This is a genomic window from Bradyrhizobium sp. CIR18 (genome assembly GCF_014198295.1).
Classification (GTDB): Bacteria; Pseudomonadota; Alphaproteobacteria; order Rhizobiales; family Xanthobacteraceae; genus Bradyrhizobium.
In genome coordinates this window covers 639,975-659,226 of record NZ_JACIHF010000001.1, presented here as the reverse complement: position 1 = coordinate 659,226, position 19,252 = coordinate 639,975, and the positions used below count along the sequence as shown (strand labels likewise).

Annotated in this window: 15 protein-coding genes and 1 pseudogene; 6 read left to right on the top strand and 10 right to left on the bottom strand. The window is 66.0% G+C overall.

Features of this window, described 5'->3' with window-relative positions; all coding sequences use genetic code 11:
* Positions 1-2: 2 nt before the first annotated feature.
* Positions 3-1,136, bottom strand: a complete 1,134-nt coding sequence (locus tag GGD65_RS03210) for an alpha-hydroxy acid oxidase (protein WP_018320262.1) — start codon at positions 1,134-1,136, stop codon at positions 3-5.
* 354 nt (positions 1,137-1,490) lie between these two features.
* Between GGD65_RS03210 and GGD65_RS03205 the strand changes: the two genes are divergently transcribed.
* Positions 1,491-2,828 (top strand): S41 family peptidase, encoded by a 1,338-nt coding sequence (locus tag GGD65_RS03205; RefSeq protein ID WP_018320263.1) that lies wholly within the window; start codon positions 1,491-1,493, stop codon positions 2,826-2,828.
* A gap of 90 nt (positions 2,829-2,918) precedes the next feature.
* Here the strand turns inward: GGD65_RS03205 and GGD65_RS03200 are convergent, their stop codons facing one another.
* Positions 2,919-5,651: an EAL domain-containing protein gene (locus GGD65_RS03200; RefSeq protein WP_183234382.1), complete on the bottom strand. Its 2,733-nt coding sequence runs from the start codon at positions 5,649-5,651 to the stop codon at positions 2,919-2,921.
* Between the two features lie 327 nt (positions 5,652-5,978).
* Here GGD65_RS03200 and GGD65_RS03195 point away from each other — a divergent pair, with 327 nt between their 5' ends.
* Positions 5,979-6,143, top strand: a complete 165-nt coding sequence (locus GGD65_RS03195; RefSeq protein WP_091965750.1) for a Flp family type IVb pilin — start codon at positions 5,979-5,981, stop codon at positions 6,141-6,143.
* Here the strand turns inward: GGD65_RS03195 and GGD65_RS03190 are convergent.
* Both GGD65_RS03190 and GGD65_RS03185 read right to left on the bottom strand, forming a co-directional pair.
* Positions 6,124-7,380 carry an MFS transporter gene (locus tag GGD65_RS03190; RefSeq protein ID WP_183234381.1) on the bottom strand — a complete coding sequence of 419 codons (1,257 nt, stop codon included), beginning with the start codon at positions 7,378-7,380 and terminating at the stop codon, positions 6,124-6,126. The two genes, GGD65_RS03195 and GGD65_RS03190, sit on opposite strands and share 20 nt — an antisense overlap.
* A pseudogene (locus tag GGD65_RS03185) lies at positions 7,377-8,806 on the bottom strand (amidase). Before GGD65_RS03185 ends, GGD65_RS03190 begins: the two are co-directional and overlap by 4 nt.
* Before the next feature lie 124 nt (positions 8,807-8,930).
* Between GGD65_RS03185 and GGD65_RS03180 the strand changes: the two are divergent.
* Positions 8,931-9,524, top strand: a complete 594-nt coding sequence (locus GGD65_RS03180) for a CGNR zinc finger domain-containing protein (RefSeq protein ID WP_183234380.1) — start codon at positions 8,931-8,933, stop codon at positions 9,522-9,524.
* Positions 9,525-9,538: 14 nt separating this feature from the next.
* Here GGD65_RS03180 and moaC read toward each other — a convergent pair whose 3' ends face one another.
* From moaC to GGD65_RS03160, 4 genes are read right to left on the bottom strand one after another with little or no spacing between them, the layout of a single operon-like run.
* A complete protein-coding gene (gene moaC, locus GGD65_RS03175; RefSeq protein ID WP_018320268.1) occupies positions 9,539-10,039 on the bottom strand; it encodes a cyclic pyranopterin monophosphate synthase MoaC in 501 nt (166 codons plus the stop codon).
* Between the two features lies 1 nt (position 10,040).
* Positions 10,041-10,862: an indole-3-glycerol phosphate synthase TrpC gene (gene trpC, locus GGD65_RS03170; protein ID WP_183234379.1), complete on the bottom strand. Its 822-nt coding sequence runs from the start codon at positions 10,860-10,862 to the stop codon at positions 10,041-10,043.
* 1 nt (position 10,863) lies between these two features.
* Complete coding sequence (trpD, locus tag GGD65_RS03165) at positions 10,864-11,883, bottom strand: anthranilate phosphoribosyltransferase (protein ID WP_183234378.1); 1,020 nt, start codon at positions 11,881-11,883, stop codon at positions 10,864-10,866.
* Between the two features lie 14 nt (positions 11,884-11,897).
* Positions 11,898-13,796: a SurA N-terminal domain-containing protein gene (locus tag GGD65_RS03160; RefSeq protein WP_183234377.1), complete on the bottom strand. Its 1,899-nt coding sequence runs from the start codon at positions 13,794-13,796 to the stop codon at positions 11,898-11,900.
* A 223-nt stretch (positions 13,797-14,019) separates the two neighbouring features.
* Between GGD65_RS03160 and tpiA the strand changes: the two genes are divergently transcribed.
* The 3 genes from tpiA (at position 14,020) to GGD65_RS03145 (ending at position 17,101) form a co-directional block, all read left to right on the top strand.
* A complete protein-coding gene (tpiA, locus tag GGD65_RS03155; RefSeq protein WP_018320273.1) occupies positions 14,020-14,775 on the top strand; it encodes a triose-phosphate isomerase in 756 nt (251 codons plus the stop codon).
* Between the two features lie 141 nt (positions 14,776-14,916).
* A complete protein-coding gene (gene secG, locus GGD65_RS03150) occupies positions 14,917-15,303 on the top strand; it encodes a preprotein translocase subunit SecG (protein ID WP_183234376.1) in 387 nt (128 codons plus the stop codon).
* A gap of 166 nt (positions 15,304-15,469) precedes the next feature.
* Entirely contained in the window at positions 15,470-17,101 is a 1,632-nt protein-coding gene (locus GGD65_RS03145; RefSeq protein WP_183234375.1) for a CTP synthase, read from the top strand.
* 4 nt (positions 17,102-17,105) lie between these two features.
* Here GGD65_RS03145 and GGD65_RS03140 read toward each other — a convergent pair whose 3' ends face one another.
* A complete protein-coding gene (locus tag GGD65_RS03140; RefSeq protein ID WP_179736460.1) occupies positions 17,106-17,768 on the bottom strand; it encodes a class I SAM-dependent methyltransferase in 663 nt (220 codons plus the stop codon).
* 107 nt (positions 17,769-17,875) lie between these two features.
* Positions 17,876-19,252, bottom strand: a complete 1,377-nt coding sequence (locus tag GGD65_RS03135; RefSeq protein ID WP_183234935.1) for a HAMP domain-containing sensor histidine kinase — start codon at positions 19,250-19,252, stop codon at positions 17,876-17,878.

Here is a 19,252-nt window from a genome sequence, read left to right as displayed (position 1 = left end):
ACTCAGTATCGATAGGGATCGTGGTCGAATAGCGGGAATGCGCTGAACACGCTCGGCGCGTTGGTGGCGGTCGCCGGATGCAGGCAGGATTTGTCGACCTCGGCAAATGACGTGGCGCCCAAAAGGCCGAGGCAGCGCAGCACTTCGTCCTCCAGCAGCTCCAGCATCCGCGCGACGCCGGCCTCGCCAGCCGCCGCCAGCGCCCAGCATTGCAGCCGGCCGATCCCGACCATGTCCGCGCCCGCCGCGATCGCCTTGACGATGTCAGTGCCGCGACAGACACCGCCGTCGACCATGATCTTGGCGCGGCCCTTCACGGCCTCGACGATCTCGGGCAACACATGCATGGCGCCGCGGCCGTGGTCGAGCTGGCGGCCGCCATGGTTGGAGACGTAGATCCATTCGACGCCGTGATCGATCGCGATCAGGGCGTCCTCGGCGGTGGCGATGCCCTTCAGGATCAGCGGAATCCTGAACTTGTCCTTGATCATCTTCACGGTCCGCCACTCCAGGCCCTTCTGGAAATCGCCGCCGGTGGCACGCAGGCGGCTTTCGCGAACGTAGCGCTTGGCGATGTCACGCTCACGACGGCTGTAATGGGCGGTATCGACGGTCAGGCAGAAGGCGGCATAGGCGCTCTTCTCGGCCCGGCTGACGACATCGGCGACAAAGGCGTCGTCGCCGCGGACATAGAGCTGATAGAGCCGCAGCGCATCGGGTGCGGCTTCGGCGGTCTGCTCCAGGCCGGGCTCGGACACCGAGCTCAGCATGTGCGCTGCACCGAAGGTGCCGGCAGCGCGCGCGACGCTCGCCGCGCCATCCGGATCGAAGATCTCGAGCGCGCCGACGGGGGCGAGCACCACCGGCAGGCGCATCCTGCGACCGAACTGCTGAACCGAGCCGTCGACCTTGCGGACGTCGCGCAGCACGCGCGGGCGGAAGGCGATCTCGTCCAGCGCCATGCGGTTGCGGCGCATCGTGGTTTCGGTCTCGGCGGCGCCCACGATGTAGTCCCAGGCGTTCTGGTTGAGGTTGGCCCGCGCTTTCCGAATGAATTCGTGCAGGTTTTGGAACGGCTCGTTGCTGGCGCCGAGCTCGACGTTCCGTTCCGGCCGGATCCGGGGTGCTTCGTTCATTGTTATCCTCCCGAGAATTTGAAGCCTTGTGTCATCGCCTAACCCGTCCAGCGTTCCAAAACCATCCTAAAATGGCATGGCTGCGCGGCGTGGACGGGCGCACCGATTGCCCCTTTAGGTACCTTTGGGGGCGGGCCAGTCCTGCAACGTTGCCAAAAGTTTAGGCCCGAACGAAGCGATTTTTGCGGTGTACCGGTCGGCGGTGCATCCCGGCCTTGAAGAAACCAGAATGGTATTGTGAGAAGTGGATTGGATCGCCAATTGCATGGCGCTTCCCAAGTCTGCTTCCCAAGTCTCGAGAGACGAGCCCAAGCAAGCTCAAGCGAACCGCCAAGCAAAAAGGCAAGCCCATTCATGCGGAAAACCCTGCTGTTCCCTCTGGGCGCGCTCACCGGAGCGTGTCTCACCCTTCTGGTCGCCAGCCCGCACGGTGGTGTATGGGCGGCACGGGCGGCAGCGAGCGCGGACAATGCCTATTCCCAGCTCAACCTGTTCGGCACGGTGTTCGAGCGCGTCAAGGCGAGCTATGTCGAGAAGCCCGACAACGCCAAGATGATCGAAGGCGCGATCACGGGCATGGTGACCTCGCTCGACCCGCATTCGCGCTACATGAATGCGAAGGCCTGGACCGAGATGCAGGAGACCACCTCCGGCGAGTTCGGCGGCCTCGGCATCGAGGTCACGATGGAAGACGGCCTCGTCAAGGTCGTTTCGCCGATCGACGATACGCCCGCCTCGAAGGCAGGCCTGATGTCCGGCGACCTCATCAGCAAGATCGACGGCGAGGCCGTGCAGGGCATGACGCTCGAGCAGGCCGTCAACAAGATGAAGGGCCCGGTCGATACCAAGACCAAGCTCACCATCGTGCGCAAGGGCGCTGACGCGCCGCTCGACGTCGCGATCACGCGCGAGATCATCCATGTGCGCCCGGTGCGCTTCCACGTCGAGAACGGCGACATCGGTTATATCCGCGTCACCTCGTTCAACGAGCAGACCACCGACGGCCTGAAGAAGGCGATCGCCGCGATCTCCAAGCAGGTGCCGCAGGAGAAGCTCACCGGCTACGTGATGGACCTGCGCAACAATCCGGGTGGACTGCTCGACCAGGCTGTGTCCGTGTCGAGCGCCTTCCTCCAGCGCGGCGAGGTCGTCTCGACCCGCGGCCGCAGTCCGGAAGAGACCCAGCGCTTCACTGCGCATGGCGGCGACCTCACCAAGGGCAAGCCGCTGGTGGTCCTGGTCAATGGCGGCTCGGCCTCGGCTTCCGAGATCGTGGCCGGCGCGCTGCATGACCACAAGCGCGCGACCATCATCGGCACGCGCTCGTTCGGCAAGGGGTCGGTGCAGACGGTCATTCCGCTCGGTGCCGGCAATGGCGCGCTGGCGCTGACCACGGCGCGCTACTACACCCCGTCGGGCCGCTCGATCCAGGCCCAGGGCATCGCCCCCGACATCGAGATTTTGCAGGATGTGCCGCCGGAGCTGAAGGGCCGCATGGACACCATGGCGGAGTCCCAGATGCGCGGGCATCTCTCAGCCGGCGAGGGTGGCGAGCAGACCGGATCGCAGTCCTACGTTCCGCCGAAGGAGGAGGACGACAAGGCCCTGCATGCCGCGTACGACTTCCTGCACGGCGTGAGCGCGAATGCAGTGGCCGCAAAGCCCGCGTCGAAGGCTGCAGTGCCGAACTAGGTCTGGCGGCCTCCAGACATCGATCGCCCGGGAGTGGATGTCCGCTCCCGGGCGATTTCGTTTGGGACCTTAGCGGTGTCCGCAGCGGGCCTAACTCGCCTCGCGGCGGCGGGCTTTCGCGCCGCCGCGCTGGGCGAGCCGGCTGCGATGCAGCGCAAACAGCTCCAGCACCTTGTCGGCGGGCTTCGCGGCGCTGAACAGATAGCCCTGCATCTCGGAACAGCCGAGCGCGCGGAGCAGACGCTGCTGCTCCTCGGTCTCGACGCCCTCGGCCGTGGTGGTCATGCGGCGCGCGGCCGCCAGATTGACGACGGCCTGGACGATGCTGGCCGAGCCGTCGGGGCCGGCGATGTCGTCGACGAAGCAGCGGTCGATCTTGATCTTGTCGAACGGGAAACGGTGCAAATAGCTCAGCGACGAGTAGCCGGTGCCGAAATCGTCGAGCGCGATGCGCACGCCGATGGCGCGCAGCTGATGCAGGATCGCCAGCGCCGTGTCGTCGTCGCGGATCAGCACCGCCTCGGTGATCTCGAGCTCGAGCCGGCTCGCCGGCAGGTTGGAAGCAGCGAGCGCCGCCATGATCTTCAGTGCCAACGTGCCGCTCTTGAACTGCACCGGCGAGACGTTGACGGCGAGGCGGATATCGTCGGGCCAGTTCGCAGCGTCCCGGCAGGCGGTCGCCAGCACCCATTCGCCGATCTCGTTGATCAGGCCGGTATCTTCGGCGATCGGGATGAACTCTGCCGGCGAGACCATGCCGCGCGCGGGATGGCGCCAGCGCACCAACGCCTCGCAGCCGGTGATGCGATCGTCCTTCAGGCTGAGGCAGGGCTGGTAATAGACCTCGAGGCCGCCGTCGCGCCCCCCTTGGGCGATGGCGTGGCGCAGGTCGCTCTCGAGCTGCCGGCGCTCGCGGACCTTGGCATCCATCTCCGGCTCGAAGAAGCGATAGGTGCGGCGTCCGGCGGACTTGGCGGCGTACATCGCCATGTCCGCGTTCTTGAGGACCTGGTCGAGCGCCGTGCCGTGTTCCGGCGCGAGCGCAATGCCAATGCTGGCGTCGGTGGTGAGATGGTGGCCCATGCAGTCGAACGGCGCGCGGATGGCGGCGAAGACCCGTGCGACGAGCTCGTTGACCTGGTCGAGCGATGCCACCGCGCTCTGGACGATGGCGAACTCGTCGCCGCCGAGCCGCGCCACGAAATCCGCCGGGCCGGCACAGCGGCGGAGGCTTGCGGCAATCGATTTCAGCAGCTCGTCGCCGACGAGATGGCCGAGCGCGTCGTTGACGCCCTTGAACTCGTCGATGTCGATGTAATGCACCGCGATCTGTTCGTCGTTGCCGACTGCGGCCAGCTCTTCGCGCAGATGCTCGTGGAACATGGTGCGGTTCGGCAGGTCGGTCAGCGCGTCGTAATGGGCGAGGTGGGTGATGCGCTCCTCGATCCGGCGGCGCTCGGTGACGTCCTCATGGGTTGCGACCCAGCCGCCGTCCGTGAGCGGCTCGTTGAGGATGTGGATCGAGCGGCCGTCGGAGGTGTCGACCACCATGGAATTGCGCGTATGGACGCCCTTCAGCACGCGCACGACATAGTCGTCGACGTCGCCCGTGAACGAGCCGGTCGCCTTGCGATGGGCGATGATGTCGTGGAAGCTCGAGCCGGGCTTCACGATCTCGGCCGACAATCCGTACATTTCGAGATAGCGCTGGTTGCAGACCACCAGCCGCTGCTCGGCGTCGAACAACAAGAGTCCCTGCGTCATGTTGTTGACGGCGCGGTCGAGCCGCTGCTTTTCCAGCGTCAGCCGTTCCCGCGAGAGGCGGTGCTGCTCCAGAAGCTTGCGCACGATCGCGATCAGCAAGCCTGCGATGGCGAGTGCGGAAGAGGCGGCGATCGAGATCAGCATGCCGATCTGCTCGCGCCAGTCCGTCAGGGCGGAGGCGCGCGTCGTGGTGGCCATCATCAGGATCGGGAAATGGGGCAGCGCGCGCGAGGAGATCAGCCGGTCTTCTCCGTCCACCGGGCTCGTGAAACGGCCGGCGAAGTGATCGAGGTCGAAAACCCTCTGATGCTGCACCGGACCAGTCTTGAAATTCCGCCCCATCAAGTCGCTGGAGTGGGGATAGCGGGCGAGCAGCGTCCCGTCGCGATGCAGCATCGAGATCGTCGCACCTTCGCCGAGCGCGACGGATGCGAAGAATTTCTCGAAATTGGCGGGCTCGATGCCGCGTCCAACGGTGCCAAGGAACTCGCCGTTCGGCCCGACGATCTTGCGCACGATCAGGACGGTCCAGGCGCCGGAGATGCGACTGTGCAGCGGCTCGATCAGGACATCCGGCGAATTGGGATCATCCTTGAAGGTGCGAAAATAGGCGCGATCGGCAACGCTCACCTTCGGAGCCGGCCATGCCGACGACGAATTGATCAGATTGCCTTCGGCATCGATGATGTTGACGCCCCCGATGTAGGGCAGCGCCTCGATCTTCGAGCGCAGCATCCGGTGGATGTCCTGGCCCGAAAGGCGCTTGCGATAGTCCTCGACGGTCGTGATTCCGGTCGTGCGGACGTGGTCGACGAAATCCTTCTGGATGACCGCGAAGTCCTGCAATTGCTGATCGAAATGATGGGTGAGCAGCAGCACGGTGTTTTCCAGCTCGCGGCTGGAGTTGCGTAGCGCCCGCTCGCGGAAATTCTGCGCCATCAGGACAGAGCCGACGGCGATGGCCGCGATCAGCAGCGTGCCGCCCACGACCAGCCAGCGGATCGGTCCGCTGCGCACGAAGGCCTGGTCAAAGAGGCGGCTGCCGAATCTCGTCATCATGCTGGATCGTTGCCGTGCACACGTCAGGATCAATTCTTGGCCCCAAAAACATCCGTTGGTTTACGGGAACGGTGTGGAGGCGAAGTTAGGAAGCGCGGTTAACGCTGTGTGAACGGCCGCGCAAATGCAACCGAGGTCCGCGATTACAGCGGGCAGGAATTGCCGAAGGCATTGGAGGGCGCCGGTCAATTCCTGCCGGCCACGCCACAATCAACCAAGCCCTAACCATCTAACGTGTTGGGGAGCCTCAAATCGGCGTTGGCACGTGATTTGCGACATGCCTGCTGACGACGACATGCCTGCTGACGACACAGAGAGGACGCAACGATGAAAAACACCCTGAAGAACTTCCTCGCCGACGAGCGTGGGGCAACCGCGATCGAGTACGGCCTGATCGCGGCCGGAATCGCGCTGGCCATCATCACCGTCGTGAACGGCATGGGCTCCAAGCTCAACAGCAAATTCACCGCGATCAGCGCGTCGCTGCGCTGATCGCGCGGGTTCCGCTGCGCGCCAGTATCGCCACCATGATCAGCGCCGCGAGGATGTTCGCGGCGGCACTGGTCAGAATCGGCATCGTGTAGCTGTGGTTGACGTCGTAGGCGAAGCCGGCCGCACTCGGGCCAATCAGCGTGCCGAACGCCACGCTGGTGTAGAGGATGCCGATGATTCCGCTGACATTGCGTCCGCCAAAATAGTCCATGACCACAGAGGGCAGCACCGCGACCCAGCCGCCGTAGAACACGCCGTAGATGAGGGCAAAAGCGGCGAGGGTCCAGACCTCAGCGGCAATGGCCCAGATCGCCATCGCGAGCGCCATTCCGGTCAGGACCATGATCAGCGAGCGGTCGCGGCCCATCCGGTCGGCGAGTGCGCCGAGAAAGAAGCGGCCTGCGGTGCTGCCGGCCCCGATCACGCCGAGCAGCAGCACTGCAGAGGACGCCGCGACCCCGTGATCGCGCGCGTAGGGCACGAGATGGACGAACGGGACGAAGGCTCCGAACGAGCAGACCAGACACGATAAATAGAGGGCGACAAATCGCGTCGACCGGACCGCCTCGCGCACGGATGCGCCGCCGGCGTTGCTGGCGCCCGCGGCATCGCGAGGCGGATCGCCGTCGGGTCCGAGGCCGCGGTGCTTCGGATCGTTCTCGATGAGCAGCGACATCCCGCCGCCCAGCACCAGCGCAATCGCGCCCAGCACCAGATAGGCTCCGCGCCAGCCCACCGAGGCGATCAGCAATGAGGCGAGCGGCGGCATCGCCAGCGTACCGAGCCCGATGCCGCTCACCGCGAGCCCGGAGGCAAAGCCGCGGCGCCTGACGAACCAGCGTTGCACGGCGCCGATGGCCGGAACATAGGCGCATCCGACGCCGAGGCCGACGCCGAGCCCGTAGGCGAGATAGACCTCGACGACGGACCGGGCAGCGCTAGCGGCCGCGAGCCCGACCGCGACCAGGATCATGCCGGCGACGGCCAACGGACGCGAGCCAAACCGGTCGGCGAGGGGACCGCTGACGAGGCCGAGCGCGAAGTACAGAAAGCCCGCGATCGAGAACACCAGCGAGATCGAACCGCGCGAGGCGCCGAAATCGCGCTGGAGCGGCTCGAGGAATGCGCTGAACGTGTAGGCGGAGCCGAAGCCGACGAACATGACGGCAAACGCCGCCGCGACGACGAACCAGCCATGGAAAATACCTCGCTGAGCGAGCGTGGATTGAATGGTCAATGCTGCCTCCGCGAGGTGAGGGAAGGATGGCGACGGTGCCAGGACGTGGCCCGCTGGAAGGCCGCGCCGGCGCGCACGAGCGTGGCCTCGTCCAGATGGGCGGCGACGAGTTGGAACGCGATCGGCAGCCCGTCCGTCGACGCACCGCCTGGCAGCGTGATGGTGGGATGACCGGTCATGTCGAACGGGCAGGTGTAGCGCTGCAGCTTCGCGATCAGATCCGGCTGTTCGCCGAGCGTCTGGATCATGGCAAGCGTCACTGGCGGGAACGGGTGCACCGGGATCAGCAGCAGGTCGATGGTCTCGAACAGCGCAGTCACCCGGCCGCGTAGCGCCAGCCGCCGCAGCAGGATCTTCTGATAGTCGAGAGCAGATAGAGCGCGGCCGGTCTCGAGCACGGAGGCGAGGATCGGACCATACTCATCCTTGCGAGCGGGATAGGTCGCCTCATGAGCGACCGCAGCTTCCACCGCACAGTTCGGCGTCCAGTCGGCGATCGCCTGCGTGACGTCGGGAAATCGGACATTAACGGTGTCGGCGCCAAGCGCGCGGAAGGCATCGATGGCGTCCGCCAGCACGCGCTGGGTCGCAACGTCCACGTCGTCGCTGTTCCAGGCGGAATCGACGCCGATCCGCAGCCCCGCACGTCCTGTGCGGCGGCGGCCAGATAGTCGGGCACCGGATCGACCAGCGACGTCGGGTCGTTCGGATCGTGTCCGGCGATGACGCCGAGCAGCGCACCGACGTCGGCCGCGCTGCGGCCGATCGGTCCGACATGGTCGAGCGTCGCGGCAAGCTCGAACGTGCCGTGGCGGCTGACGCGGCCCCAGCTCGGCTTCAATCCGGTCAGGCCGTTGGCGGCGCAGGGCCAGCGGATCGAACCGCCGGTGTCGGAGCCGAGCGAGCCGAAGCAAAGTCCGGCAGCCGTCGCGACCGCCGAGCCGCTGGACGAGATACCCGGCCAGTAGCTCGCATTCCACGGATTCTTCGGCGGTTTCACCAGCGGATGGTGATCGGCATAGGCGCCCTCGGTGAGTTGCACCTTGCCGAGGATGACGGCGCCCGCGTTCTTGAGCCGGCGCACGACGGTTGCATCTGCACTGGGACGAAAGTCGCGATGAAGCGTGGTGCCTGCCGCCGTCGGAATGCCCTCGGTCCAGAACAGGTCCTTGAGCGCAATCGGCACGCCATGCAGGGGCCCCCGATACCGGCCCTGCGCGATGTCGGCGTCCGCGGCTTCCGCCTCGGCCATGGCCGTTTCCGCCATCACGTGAACGTAGCTGCCGAGATCGCGGTCGATGGAGTCGATCCGGTCGAGTTGCGCGCGCGTCACCTCCAGCGCCGAGATTTCGCGCGCCTTGAGGTGTGCCGCGAGCGCGGTGAGTTCGAGATAGTGCAGGGCGTCGGCCACGGCTCGGTTCTCCATTCCGGTGATAGCAGAGGCGTTCGACCCCGAGGGATCGTTCGACACCAGTATGAGTAAGATACAGGTGTCGCTTGCTGTCAACCAGTAAATCTGTTTTACTGGTGTTCAAATCTTTGGTGTTCCGATGTCGAAAGAGTCGCGCAAATTCCAGGTTCCCGACGCGTTGGCGAACCTCTACGATTTCGCCAACACGCTCGATGTTCGCCACTTCACGCATTTCGGCGTGGAGCACCCGGAGAGCGATGAGCTCAGTGGCCCGAAGGACCTGGCGGACTGGATGCGGGAACGCGGCCTTGGCGCCAAGGGCGGCCATGTCACGCCGGCAATGTTCGAGACTGCGCTGAGGCTGCGCGGGGCGTTGCGTGCCTATCTGCAGTGTGAGCCGAGCGAGCGGCTCCGGAACAAGAGCGTTCTTGGCGCGCTCAATGACGCGCTGGCGCCGTTCCCGTTGCGGGTCGAGGCGCTCGCAGGCCGTGGCGCAACGCTGTCAGCGGCGCGCGAGGATGCGCTCGCCGGCCTGTCGGCCATCGCGATCGAGCTTCATGACGCAACCCTCGTGGGAACGCTGGACCGGCTGAAGATGTGCGCGTCGGAGGAATGCCGCCGGGTGTTCTTCGACCGGTCGAAACCATCGACGCGGCGGTGGTGCATGTCGACGCTATGCGGCAACCGGATCAAGACGCGCGCTTATCGCGAGCGGCAGCGCGAGGCGAAATAGAGCGGATTGCGCAGTCAGGCGCGGTAATGGCCGGACTTGCCGCCGAGCTTTTCGACCAGATGGATGCCCTCGATGCGCACGCCGCGCTCGACCGCCTTGATCATGTCGTAGATGGTGAGGCAGGCGACCGAGACGGCCGTGAGGGCCTCCATCTCGACGCCGGTCGGACCCGTCACCTTGACGCTGGCGCGGACGAGGCAACCCGGCAGTTTTGCGTCGGGCTCGATGTCGAGCGTCACCTTCGACAGCGCCAGCGGATGGCAGAGCGGGATCAACTCCGAGGTGCGCTTGGCGGCCATGATGCCGGCGATGCGGGCGGTGCCGAGCACGTCGCCCTTCTTGGCATTGCCGGATACGATCAGATCGAGCGTCGCCTTGGTCATGACGACGCGGCCCTCCGCGACCGCAAGCCGCTCGGTCGCGGGCTTGTCCGAGACGTCGACCATCCGCGCCTCGCCGGAGGCGCCGATATGGGTGAGGGCCGGGACGGCTTTTTTCGCCGGCTTGCGCGCCATGTCAGCGCGTGCCCGTCGCGCGCGCCGCACTCTGGCGCGCGAGCAGCGTGCGCGTCGCGGCGGTGACGTCGGCCTGCCGCATCAGGCTCTCGCCGACCAGGAAGGTCGACATGCCGACGCGCTCGAGCCGGGCAAGATCGGCGGGCGTGAAGATGCCGCTCTCGCCGACCATCAGTCGATCCCCGGGGATCAGCGGCGCCAGCGTTTCGCTGGTCGCGAGCGTGGTCTCGAACGTGCGAAGATTGCGGTTGTTGACCCCGATCATCGGCGAGCGGAGCCTGAGCGCGCGGTCGAGCTCGGCGCGGTCGTGGATCTCTATCAGCACGTCCATGCCGTAGGCGAGCGCGGCGTCTTCGAGGTCTTTGGCGGTGGTATCATCGAGCGCGGCCATGATGATCAGGATGCAGTCGGCGCCGTGCGCGCGCGCTTCCGCCACCTGGTAGGTGTCGAACATGAAATCCTTGCGCAGCACCGGCAGTGCCGTCGCTGCACGCGCCGCCACCATGAAGTCGAGATGGCCCTGGAACGAGGGCGTGTCGGTCAGTACGGACAGGCAGGCCGCGCCGCCGGCCTCATAGGCCTTGGCGAGCTGGGGCGGATCGAAATCGGCGCGGATCAGCCCCTTCGACGGCGAGGCCTTCTTCACCTCCGCGATCAGCGCGTAGTCGCCATTGGCGTGCTTGGCCTTGATCGCGCGCACGAAGCCGCGCGGTGCGGCTTGCGCCTTGGCCTTCGCCTCGACCGCCGAGAGTGGCTCGGCGCGCTTGGCGGCTGCGATCTCTTCGCGCTTATAGGCTTCGATCTTGGTCAGGATGTCCGACATGTCAGGCTTGGCCGTTCGAGATCGCAATCAGGTGCTTCAGCTTCGCCTTGGCCGCGCCGCTGTCGATCGACTTGATGCCGATCGCGACGCCCTCCTTGAGGTCCTTGGCGCGTCCGGCCACCACCAGCGCGGCGGCGGCGTTCATCAGCGCGACGTCGCGGTAGGCGCTCGGCTTGCCGTCGAGCACGCTCTGCAGGGCGATTGCATTGGCGTCGGCGTCACCGCCTTTCAGCGCGCCGGCCTCGCATCGCGGCAGGCCGGCGTCCTCCGGCGTCACCTCGAAATTGCGGATCTCGCCGTTGTGGAGCGCGGAGACGAAGGTCGGGCCGGTGAGGGTGATCTCGTCGAGGCCGTCGGAGCCGTGCACCACCCAGGCGGATTCAGAGCCGAGGTTCTTCAGCACCTGCGCCAGCGGCTGCACCCATTGCCGCGAGAACACGCCGACCATCTGCCGCTTCACGCCCGCCGGGTTGGACAGGGGGCCGAGCAGATTGAAGATCGTGCGTGTCGAGAGCTCGACCCGCGTCGGGCCGACATTCTTCATGGCCGGGTGATGAGCGGGCGCGAACATGAAGCCGATGCCGCATTCGCGCACGCAGTGGCCGACCTGCTCGGGCCTGAGGTCGATCTTCACCCCGAGCGAGGCCAGCACGTCGGCGGCGCCCGAGCGCGACGACAGCGCGCGGTTGCCGTGCTTGGCCACCGGCACGCCGGCGCCGGAGACGATGAAGGAGGCGCAGGTCGAGACGTTGACCGAGCCGGAGCCGTCGCCGCCGGTGCCGACGATGTCGACGGCTTCCGGCGGTGCCGTCACGCTCAGCATCTTGGAGCGCATCGCCGTAACGGCGCCGGTGATCTCGTCCACCGTTTCGCCGCGCACCCGCAGTGCCATCAACAGGCCGCCCATCTGCGAGGGCGTGGCTTCGCCCGACATCATGGCGTCGAAGGCGGAAGCCGCTTCCTCACGCGACAGGCTGGCGCCGGTCGCCACTTTTCCAATGATCGATTTCAGGTCGTCCATCGCGTGCTTTCAACTCACTGGTTCGCGCCGGTCACCTGCGCGAAGGCGGCCTGATTAATGGTGGTCCCGATGTCGGTTTCAAGCTTGTTGACGTAAGAGGCGACCTGCTCCTCGGTCTGGGCACGGTCGAGGCTTTCCTTCAGCTTCTTGATCGCGTCGGAGGCGGCGTCGACCGCGGGTTCGACGATGTCGGTGACGCGGAACACGATCACCTCGGTGCCGCCGGTCACCGGCGTCTGTCCGACGTCGTCCTTGGCGGTGCGGAAGGCGGCCGATACGACGGCTGCGGGCACGCCGGCGGGCGTATCGTCGCGCTTGAAGCCGGTTGCGGTCTCGACCTTGGCGCCGATCGCTGCGGCTTCATCGGCAAGCTTGCCGCCTGCTTCGAGCTTCTGCACCATCTCGGTCGCCTTGGCCTTGAGCTTGGTGGCGATCTGGTCCTGGCGCCAGCGCGCCTCGACCTGGTCGCGGACCTCGTCGAGATTGCGGTCGCGCGAAGGCGTGATGGCGAGCACGTCGTACCAGACATAGCCGCCCTTGAACGAGATCGAGTCGTTGTCGACGCCGACATCGGTGTTGAAGGCCTGCGACACCACGTCGAGGCCCTGCGGAATGTTGGCGACCGGCTGGCCGTTCGGGGCGCGGCCGGAGCGATCGACCGCGTCGATGGTCACGGCGGTGAGGCCGAGCTTCTGCGCAGCGTCGATCACGCTGGCGCCGCCGCCGCGCTCGTCTTCCATCTTGTCGCGGAGATCTGCGACCTTGACGCGCGCGCGTTCGGTGGCGATCTCGCGCTTGATGTCGCCGGCCAGGCTGGCGTAGTCCGCCTCCTTGCCCGGCTCGATCTTGTCGACCCTGACGATCGCGACGCCAAGCCCGCCCTGGATCGGCTGGCTGATCTCGCCGGCGGGAAGCGCGAAGGCGGCATCGCCGACGGCGGCAGCGAGCGAAGACTTGGTCACGAGGCCGAGGTCGACATCGGAGGCGCTCAGCCCGCGCTCCTTGCCGAGATCCTCGAACGACATTCCGCCGACGAGGCGCTCGCGTGCGGCCTGCGCGTCGGTCACGTTGGGAAACACGATCTGCTGGATCTGGCGCTTCTCCGGCGTGCCGAGCCGGTCCTTGCGCTGCTCGAACATCTTCTTGGCGTCCTCGTCGGAGACCTCGCTCCACTTGCCGATTTCTTCCGGCGAGACCACGACGAAGGAGATCTTGCGGTATTCGGGCGCGCGGAACTGAACCTTGTGATCCTCGAAATAGGCGGCGAGCGCCTCGGGCGAGGGCGCGTCGATCTGGCCGGCCTGGGCGGCGTCGAGCCTGACGAACTCGATGGCGCGCTGCTCGTTCTGGAAGCGCGTCAGCACGTCGATCATGGCTTTCGGCGGCTCGAGGCCGGCGCCGATCGTGCCGGTGATCTGCCGGCGCAGCGACACCTTGCGCTGCTCGGCGACGTAGCGCTGCTCGGTATAGCCGAAATTGCGGATCACGGCCTGGAACCGGTTCGCATCGAAGCTGCCGCCGACGCCCTTGAAGTTGGGGTCGTTCATGATGACCTGGCGGATCTGGTCGTCGGACTGGCCGAGCCCGAGCCGGCGCGCCTCTTCGTCGAGGGCGGCTTCCGCGATCGTCTGCTGCAGCACCTGGCGGTCGAGGCCGAAGGCACGCGCCTGGTCGGGCGTCAGCGGACGGCCGAACTGGCGGCTGATCTGTTGCAGGCGGTCCGTGTAGATCTGGCGGAACTCGTTCAGCGAAATCTCGGTGCTGCCGACCTTGGCCACCGTGGACTGCCCGAAGCCCTTGAAGATGTCGGCGATTCCCCAAATGCCGAAACTGACGATCAACACGCCCATCACCACGGCCATAATCGTCTTGCCGAGCCAGTTTGATGAGGCCTTGCGCATTCCTCGAAGCATTTGGTCCAACTTGTTTGAGCAGGAGGGGAACGGGAGCGCGTCTTAATGCAGATTCAGCAAAAGCGCGTCACCAAATTGATCAATCATCATAAAGTGGTGGCTTTCCCCCCGCAACCTCGGGTCCGGCGACCGTTTGCGGCTGCGGTTAAAAGCCTCTGGTCTCTGGAACTGCAGCAGGTCCTCTGCTAGCGCATGCACAAACCTCATTTTGCTGGAAATTGACATGACCGACGCCATCCGCCCCCTGATCGCCGGCAATTGGAAAATGAACGGCCTGAAAGCCCAGGCTGCCGAGTTCGACGCCATGCTCAATGGTGCGGCCGAGGTGACCGGCAAGGCCGATCTGCTGGTCTGCCCGCCTGCGACCCTGATTGCGGCCTTCGCCGACAAGGCGCGCGGCAAGAAAGTCGCGGTAGGCGCCCAGGATTGCCACCCCAAGGCCTCCGGTGCCCATACCGGCGATATCGCCGCCGAAATGCTGGCTGATGCCGGGGCGACCGCCGTCATCGTTGGCCATTCCGAGCGCCGCGCCGACCACGGCGAGGGCGACGCCCTGATCCGGCAGAAGGCCGAGGCCGTCTGGCGCGCCGGTGCGACGGCGATCGTCTGCATCGGCGAGACGCAAGGCCAGCGCGACGCCGGCCAGACCCTGGACATCCTGCGCGGGCAGCTCGCCGGCTCCCTGCCTGATGGCTCGACGGCCGCGAATCTCATCGTGGCCTATGAGCCGGTCTGGGCGATCGGCACCGGGCTCACCCCCACGGCCAAGGATGTCGAGCAGATTCATGGGTTTATCCGGGAGGTCCTGACCTCCAGGTTCAAGACCGACGGGGGGAAGATGCGCATCCTCTACGGCGGCTCGGTCAAGCCCTCGAATGCGGCCGAGCTGATGGCGGTCAAGAACGTCAACGGCGCCCTGGTCGGCGGCGCCAGCCTGAAGGCGGCCGATTTCCTTGCGATCGCCAAGGGCTGCCCCTAGCTAACCTCAAAGCGGCTGATCCGGTCCCGATCGGGGGTGGCAATGCCCCCTCTGATCGTGTAACACCGCGCAACTTCAGGAAAACCCGCGAAGCGCGATCGGCCGCCGTCAGGCGCCGCCCGCTTGTGACGGAAGGATACTATGCAGACCGTTGTCATCGTCATCCACCTCATGATCGTCGCCGTCATGATCGGCGCCGTCCTGCTCCAGAAGTCGGAAGGCGGCGGCCTCGGCATGGGCGGCGGCGCAGGCTTCATGTCGAGCCGCGGCACCGCGAACCTCTTGACGCGGACCACCGCGATCCTCGCCGCCGGCTTCTTCCTCACCAGCATGTTCCTGTCCTGGCATGCGGGCTACAGCCGCGCGCCGTCGTCGATCATCGGCACCCCGGCCTCGCAGGGCCAGCCGGCCGGCGGATCGCCGATCGCGCCGCCGACGTCGGGCGGCATCCTGGATTCGCTGAAGAAGGTCGACGAGCAGCAGCAGGCGCCGGCTCCGAGCGGCCCGCAGGTGCCTCGTTCGCAATAAAGCAGGGGGGCCATGCAGGGCGGTGGCTACCGTCCTGCATCAACAATCCCCATCAAGGCACTGGCACCACTCTTAGTTTTGGCTCACCCACAGGCCCGCAAAATCTTTGGGGCGGAATACGAATCGCTTTGGCGAATCGAATTCGAGGGATTAGAGGTTAAGTCCCATGGCGCGGTACATATTCATCACCGGCGGCGTGGTTTCTTCGCTCGGCAAGGGTCTGGCTTCAGCGGCACTCGGTGCGCTGTTGCAAGCCCGGGGCTACAAGGTCCGCCTCCGCAAGCTCGACCCCTATCTCAACCTCGATCCCGGAACGATGTCGCCGTATCAGCACGGCGAAGTGTTCGTGACCGATGACGGCGCGGAGACCGATCTCGATCTCGGTCACTACGAGCGCTTCACCGGCCGTCCTGCGACCAAGCAGGACAACATCACCACGGGGCGCATCTATCAGGACATCATCTCCAAGGAGCGCCGCGGCGATTATCTCGGCGCGACCATCCAGGTGGTTCCGCACGTCACCAACGCCATCAAGGAATTCGTCCTCTCCGGCAATGACGATTACGACTTCGTGCTGGTCGAGATCGGCGGCACCGTCGGCGACATCGAGGGCCTGCCGTTCTTCGAGGCGATCCGCCAACTCAAGAACGAGCTGCCGCGCGATCACGCCATCTACATCCACCTCACGCTGCTGCCGTACATTCCGAGCGCCGGTGAGTTGAAGACCAAGCCGACGCAGCACTCGGTGAAGGAGCTGCGTTCGATCGGCATTCAGCCGGACATCCTGCTCTGCCGCACCGACCGCGAGATTCCCAAGGAAGAGCGGCGCAAGCTGGGGCTGTTCTGCAACGTGCGTGAAAGCGCCGTGATCGAGGCGCGCGACGCCGACAGCATCTACGCCGTCCCCGAAGCCTATCACGCTGCAGGCCTCGACGATGAAGTGCTTGCCGCCTTCGGCATCGAATCGCGCATCCCGCCGGTGCTCCAGAGCTGGCACCAGATCAACGAGCGCATCCGCAATCCCGAGGGCGACGTCACCATCGCCATCGTCGGCAAATATACCGGCATGAAGGATGCGTATAAGTCGCTGATCGAGGCGCTCTCGCACGGCGGCATCGCCAACAAGGTCAAGGTCAACCTCGACTGGATCGAAAGCGAGATCTTCGAGAAGGAAGATCCCGCGCCGTTCCTCGAGCACGTTAACGGCATCCTGGTGCCTGGCGGATTCGGTCAGCGCGGTGCGGAAGGCAAGATCCGCGCGGCGCAGTTCGCGCGCGAACGCGACGTGCCGTATTTCGGCATCTGCTTCGGCATGCAGATGGCGGTGATCGAGGCGGCGCGAAATCTCGTCGGCATCGAGGACGCCAACTCCACCGAGTTCGGCCCGACCAAGGAGCCGCTGGTCGGCCTGATGACGGAGTGGCTGCGCGGCAACGAGCTCGAGAAGCGCTCGCAGGCCGGCGATCTCGGCGGCACGATGCGGCTTGGCGCCTATCCCGCCGCGCTCAACCGCGGCAGCCGCGTCTCGCAGGTCTATGGCGGCGCGACCGAGATTTCCGAGCGCCACCGCCATCGCTACGAGGTCAACACCGCCTACAAGGACCGCCTCGAGCAGCACGGCCTGAAATTCTCAGGCTTGTCTCCGGACGGCGTGCTGCCTGAAATCGTCGAGTACGAGGATCATCCTTGGTTCATCGGCGTCCAGTTCCACCCCGAGCTGAAGTCGCGCCCGTTCGAGCCGCATCCGCTGTTCGCGTCGTTCATCGCGGCGGCAGCGAAGCAGAGCCGGCTCGTCTGATGGATCAGCGCGCGGCGGAGTAGTCGCGTGCATGATGAATCGGCGCCAACGCGACCCGCGCTGATGGTTCGGGCGCAAGGGATCCAGTGATCAGCTTCATCTGCGGCCGCCGCGTCAGCCTGTAGACCGCGGCGGGCGGCACGTTCAGCAGGGCGCGATCCACCAGCTTTGCGCGCAGGCCGAGCCGGTCGAGCACCGGCCGTGGCACCGGGCAGCTCATGCCATAGGTGAACTGGTAGAAGGCGCCGCCGGGGCGGACATAGCTGAACGCGCCGCTGAGGATCGAGATGACCTTGCGCCTCGACATGTTGAGCAGCGGCAGGCCGCTCACGACCGCGCCGACGGGGGCGCCGTCGTAGAGGCGCTCGGTCGCGAGCCGGCCTGCGTCCATCCACAGCACGCGCGACCCGGGAAAGCGCATCTGCAGGACTTTCATGAAGTCGGAGCCGTATTCGATCAGCGTGAGGTCCTGCGGCCGCACGCCGCGTTTGAGCAGCTTGTAGGTGAACGCGCCGGTGCCGGGACCGAGCTCGAGAATCGGTCCCGTCGTTGCACTGATCTCGCGCGTGATGAGATCGGCGAGCGCCGCACCCGATGGTGCGATCGCGCCGACCCGACGCGGGGACGACATCCAGGACAGGAAAAAGGAAAGGAAATCGTTGGGCATGCGCACTCCGGCAACTTGAGTTTGCACCTCGATGGAGGTGCGACGCATGCAATGTCGCGGGAGCGCATTGCGACAGCATTGCGCTGTCGGACGTGAATACGATTGAATCAGCTTTGCCGCACCTCCGGCAGCGTCATCCGGAAACAGGCGCCGCCGTCCGGCCCGTCCGCCACCGAGACGTGGCCGCCATGCAGCTGCACGATCTCCCGCACCATGTTGAGGCCGAGGCCGGCACCGCGATCGAGCGGTGTGAGCCGATAGAACGGCTCGAAGATCTGCTCGCGCTGATCGGGAGGAATGCCGGCCCCTTCATCCGTGACCTCGATGCTCGCGGGCTTGCTGACGCGAATCCCGATCGTGCCGCGACGCGGGCCGTGCTGGATCGCATTCTGCACGAGGTTGGTCAGCGCGCGCTCGAGCGCGGCCGCATCGCCGATCGTCTCAACGGGGTTCGCCGGCGCATCGAGGGCAAGCTCATAGCCAGCTGCGATCGCCAGGGGAGCGAGATCGGCGGCGACACTTTGTGCAACGGCGGCGAGATTGACGCGCGTGAACGGATGGCCGCAGCGGTCGAGCCTCTGGATGTCGAGCAATTGCTCGGCAAGCGTCGCCAGCCGCGCGGCATCCTCCAGCAGGCGGGCCTTGTCCGGCCCGGGACTAAGCGACTCCAGGCGCGTGTTCAGGATCGCGATCGGCGTGCGCAGCTCGTGCGCGGCATCCGCAACGAAGCGCTTGTGGCGGGCATAGCCCTGGTCGAGCCGCGCCAGTGCATCGTTGATCGCGGTCACCAGCGGCATGACCTCCAGCGGAATACGTTCCACCGGCAGCCGCGCGCCGCGCTGGTGGATATCGATGCGCCGGGCCTCGTCCGCCGCGGTATCGAGCCCCCTGAATGCGCGCCGCACGATCATCGGCGTCGCGATGAACGTCGCCGTTCCCATCAGCAGTAGGCCGGGCAGGGCGATGCCGAGGAACGCAAGGGATGTCATGAACAGCGCCTTGGCGCCGGTCAGACGCCCTTGTGTCGCCGTGATGACCTGCAAATTGCCCGCATCGGTGTCGACCCGCTTCAGCCGCGCCGCCGGCTGGCGCGGATCGTCCTGGAACATCTGCCAGCCAAGCCGCGCCTGGCTGATCTGGTCGAGGCCGCTGCCGATCGCGGCGAATTCGGCTGGCACGTCGCCTTCGCTCAGCGAGTGGCCCCGCCGGTCCCGCACGAGGAACCAGAGGTCTGGCGTCTCGCTGCGCAACAACCGCAGCTCGGGCGTCGGCCGCAAGGTCAGTCCGCCTTGTGCATCGCGCGTAAGCGCGCGCTGGACGACATCGATGACGCGGTCCTCGTCGCGCTCGGCCAGCACGAAGCCGGAGGCGCAAAGCCCGGCGAGGACGACGGCAACCAGCGCAACGAGGATCGCGGCCTGAAGCGAGAGGAGGCGCCAGCTCAAGCGCGAGCGCAGGCAATAGGGATCGTCGTGCGTGCTCAT

Bases quoted from the DNA above. Each gene is read 5' to 3' on its own strand.
- GGD65_RS03135 (WP_183234935.1), bottom strand. From the start codon at position 19,252: ATGAGCACGCACGACGATCCCTATTGCCTGCGCTCGCGCTTGAGCTGG.
- trpC (WP_183234379.1), bottom strand. From the start codon at position 10,862: ATGTCGGACATCCTGACCAAGATCGAAGCCTATAAGCGCGAAGAGATC.
- secG (WP_183234376.1), top strand. From the start codon at position 14,917: ATGCAGACCGTTGTCATCGTCATCCACCTCATGATCGTCGCCGTCATG.
- moaC (WP_018320268.1), bottom strand. From the start codon at position 10,039: ATGGCGCGCAAGCCGGCGAAAAAAGCCGTCCCGGCCCTCACCCATATC.
- GGD65_RS03200 (WP_183234382.1), bottom strand. From the start codon at position 5,651: ATGATGACGAGATTCGGCAGCCGCCTCTTTGACCAGGCCTTCGTGCGC.
- GGD65_RS03195 (WP_091965750.1), top strand. From the start codon at position 5,979: ATGAAAAACACCCTGAAGAACTTCCTCGCCGACGAGCGTGGGGCAACC.
- GGD65_RS03205 (WP_018320263.1), top strand. From the start codon at position 1,491: ATGCGGAAAACCCTGCTGTTCCCTCTGGGCGCGCTCACCGGAGCGTGT.
- trpD (WP_183234378.1), bottom strand. From the start codon at position 11,883: ATGGACGACCTGAAATCGATCATTGGAAAAGTGGCGACCGGCGCCAGC.
- GGD65_RS03180 (WP_183234380.1), top strand. From the start codon at position 8,931: ATGTCGAAAGAGTCGCGCAAATTCCAGGTTCCCGACGCGTTGGCGAAC.
- GGD65_RS03140 (WP_179736460.1), bottom strand. From the start codon at position 17,768: ATGCCCAACGATTTCCTTTCCTTTTTCCTGTCCTGGATGTCGTCCCCG.
- tpiA (WP_018320273.1), top strand. From the start codon at position 14,020: ATGACCGACGCCATCCGCCCCCTGATCGCCGGCAATTGGAAAATGAAC.
- GGD65_RS03160 (WP_183234377.1), bottom strand. From the start codon at position 13,796: ATGCTTCGAGGAATGCGCAAGGCCTCATCAAACTGGCTCGGCAAGACG.
- GGD65_RS03145 (WP_183234375.1), top strand. From the start codon at position 15,470: ATGGCGCGGTACATATTCATCACCGGCGGCGTGGTTTCTTCGCTCGGC.
- GGD65_RS03210 (WP_018320262.1), bottom strand. From the start codon at position 1,136: ATGAACGAAGCACCCCGGATCCGGCCGGAACGGAACGTCGAGCTCGGC.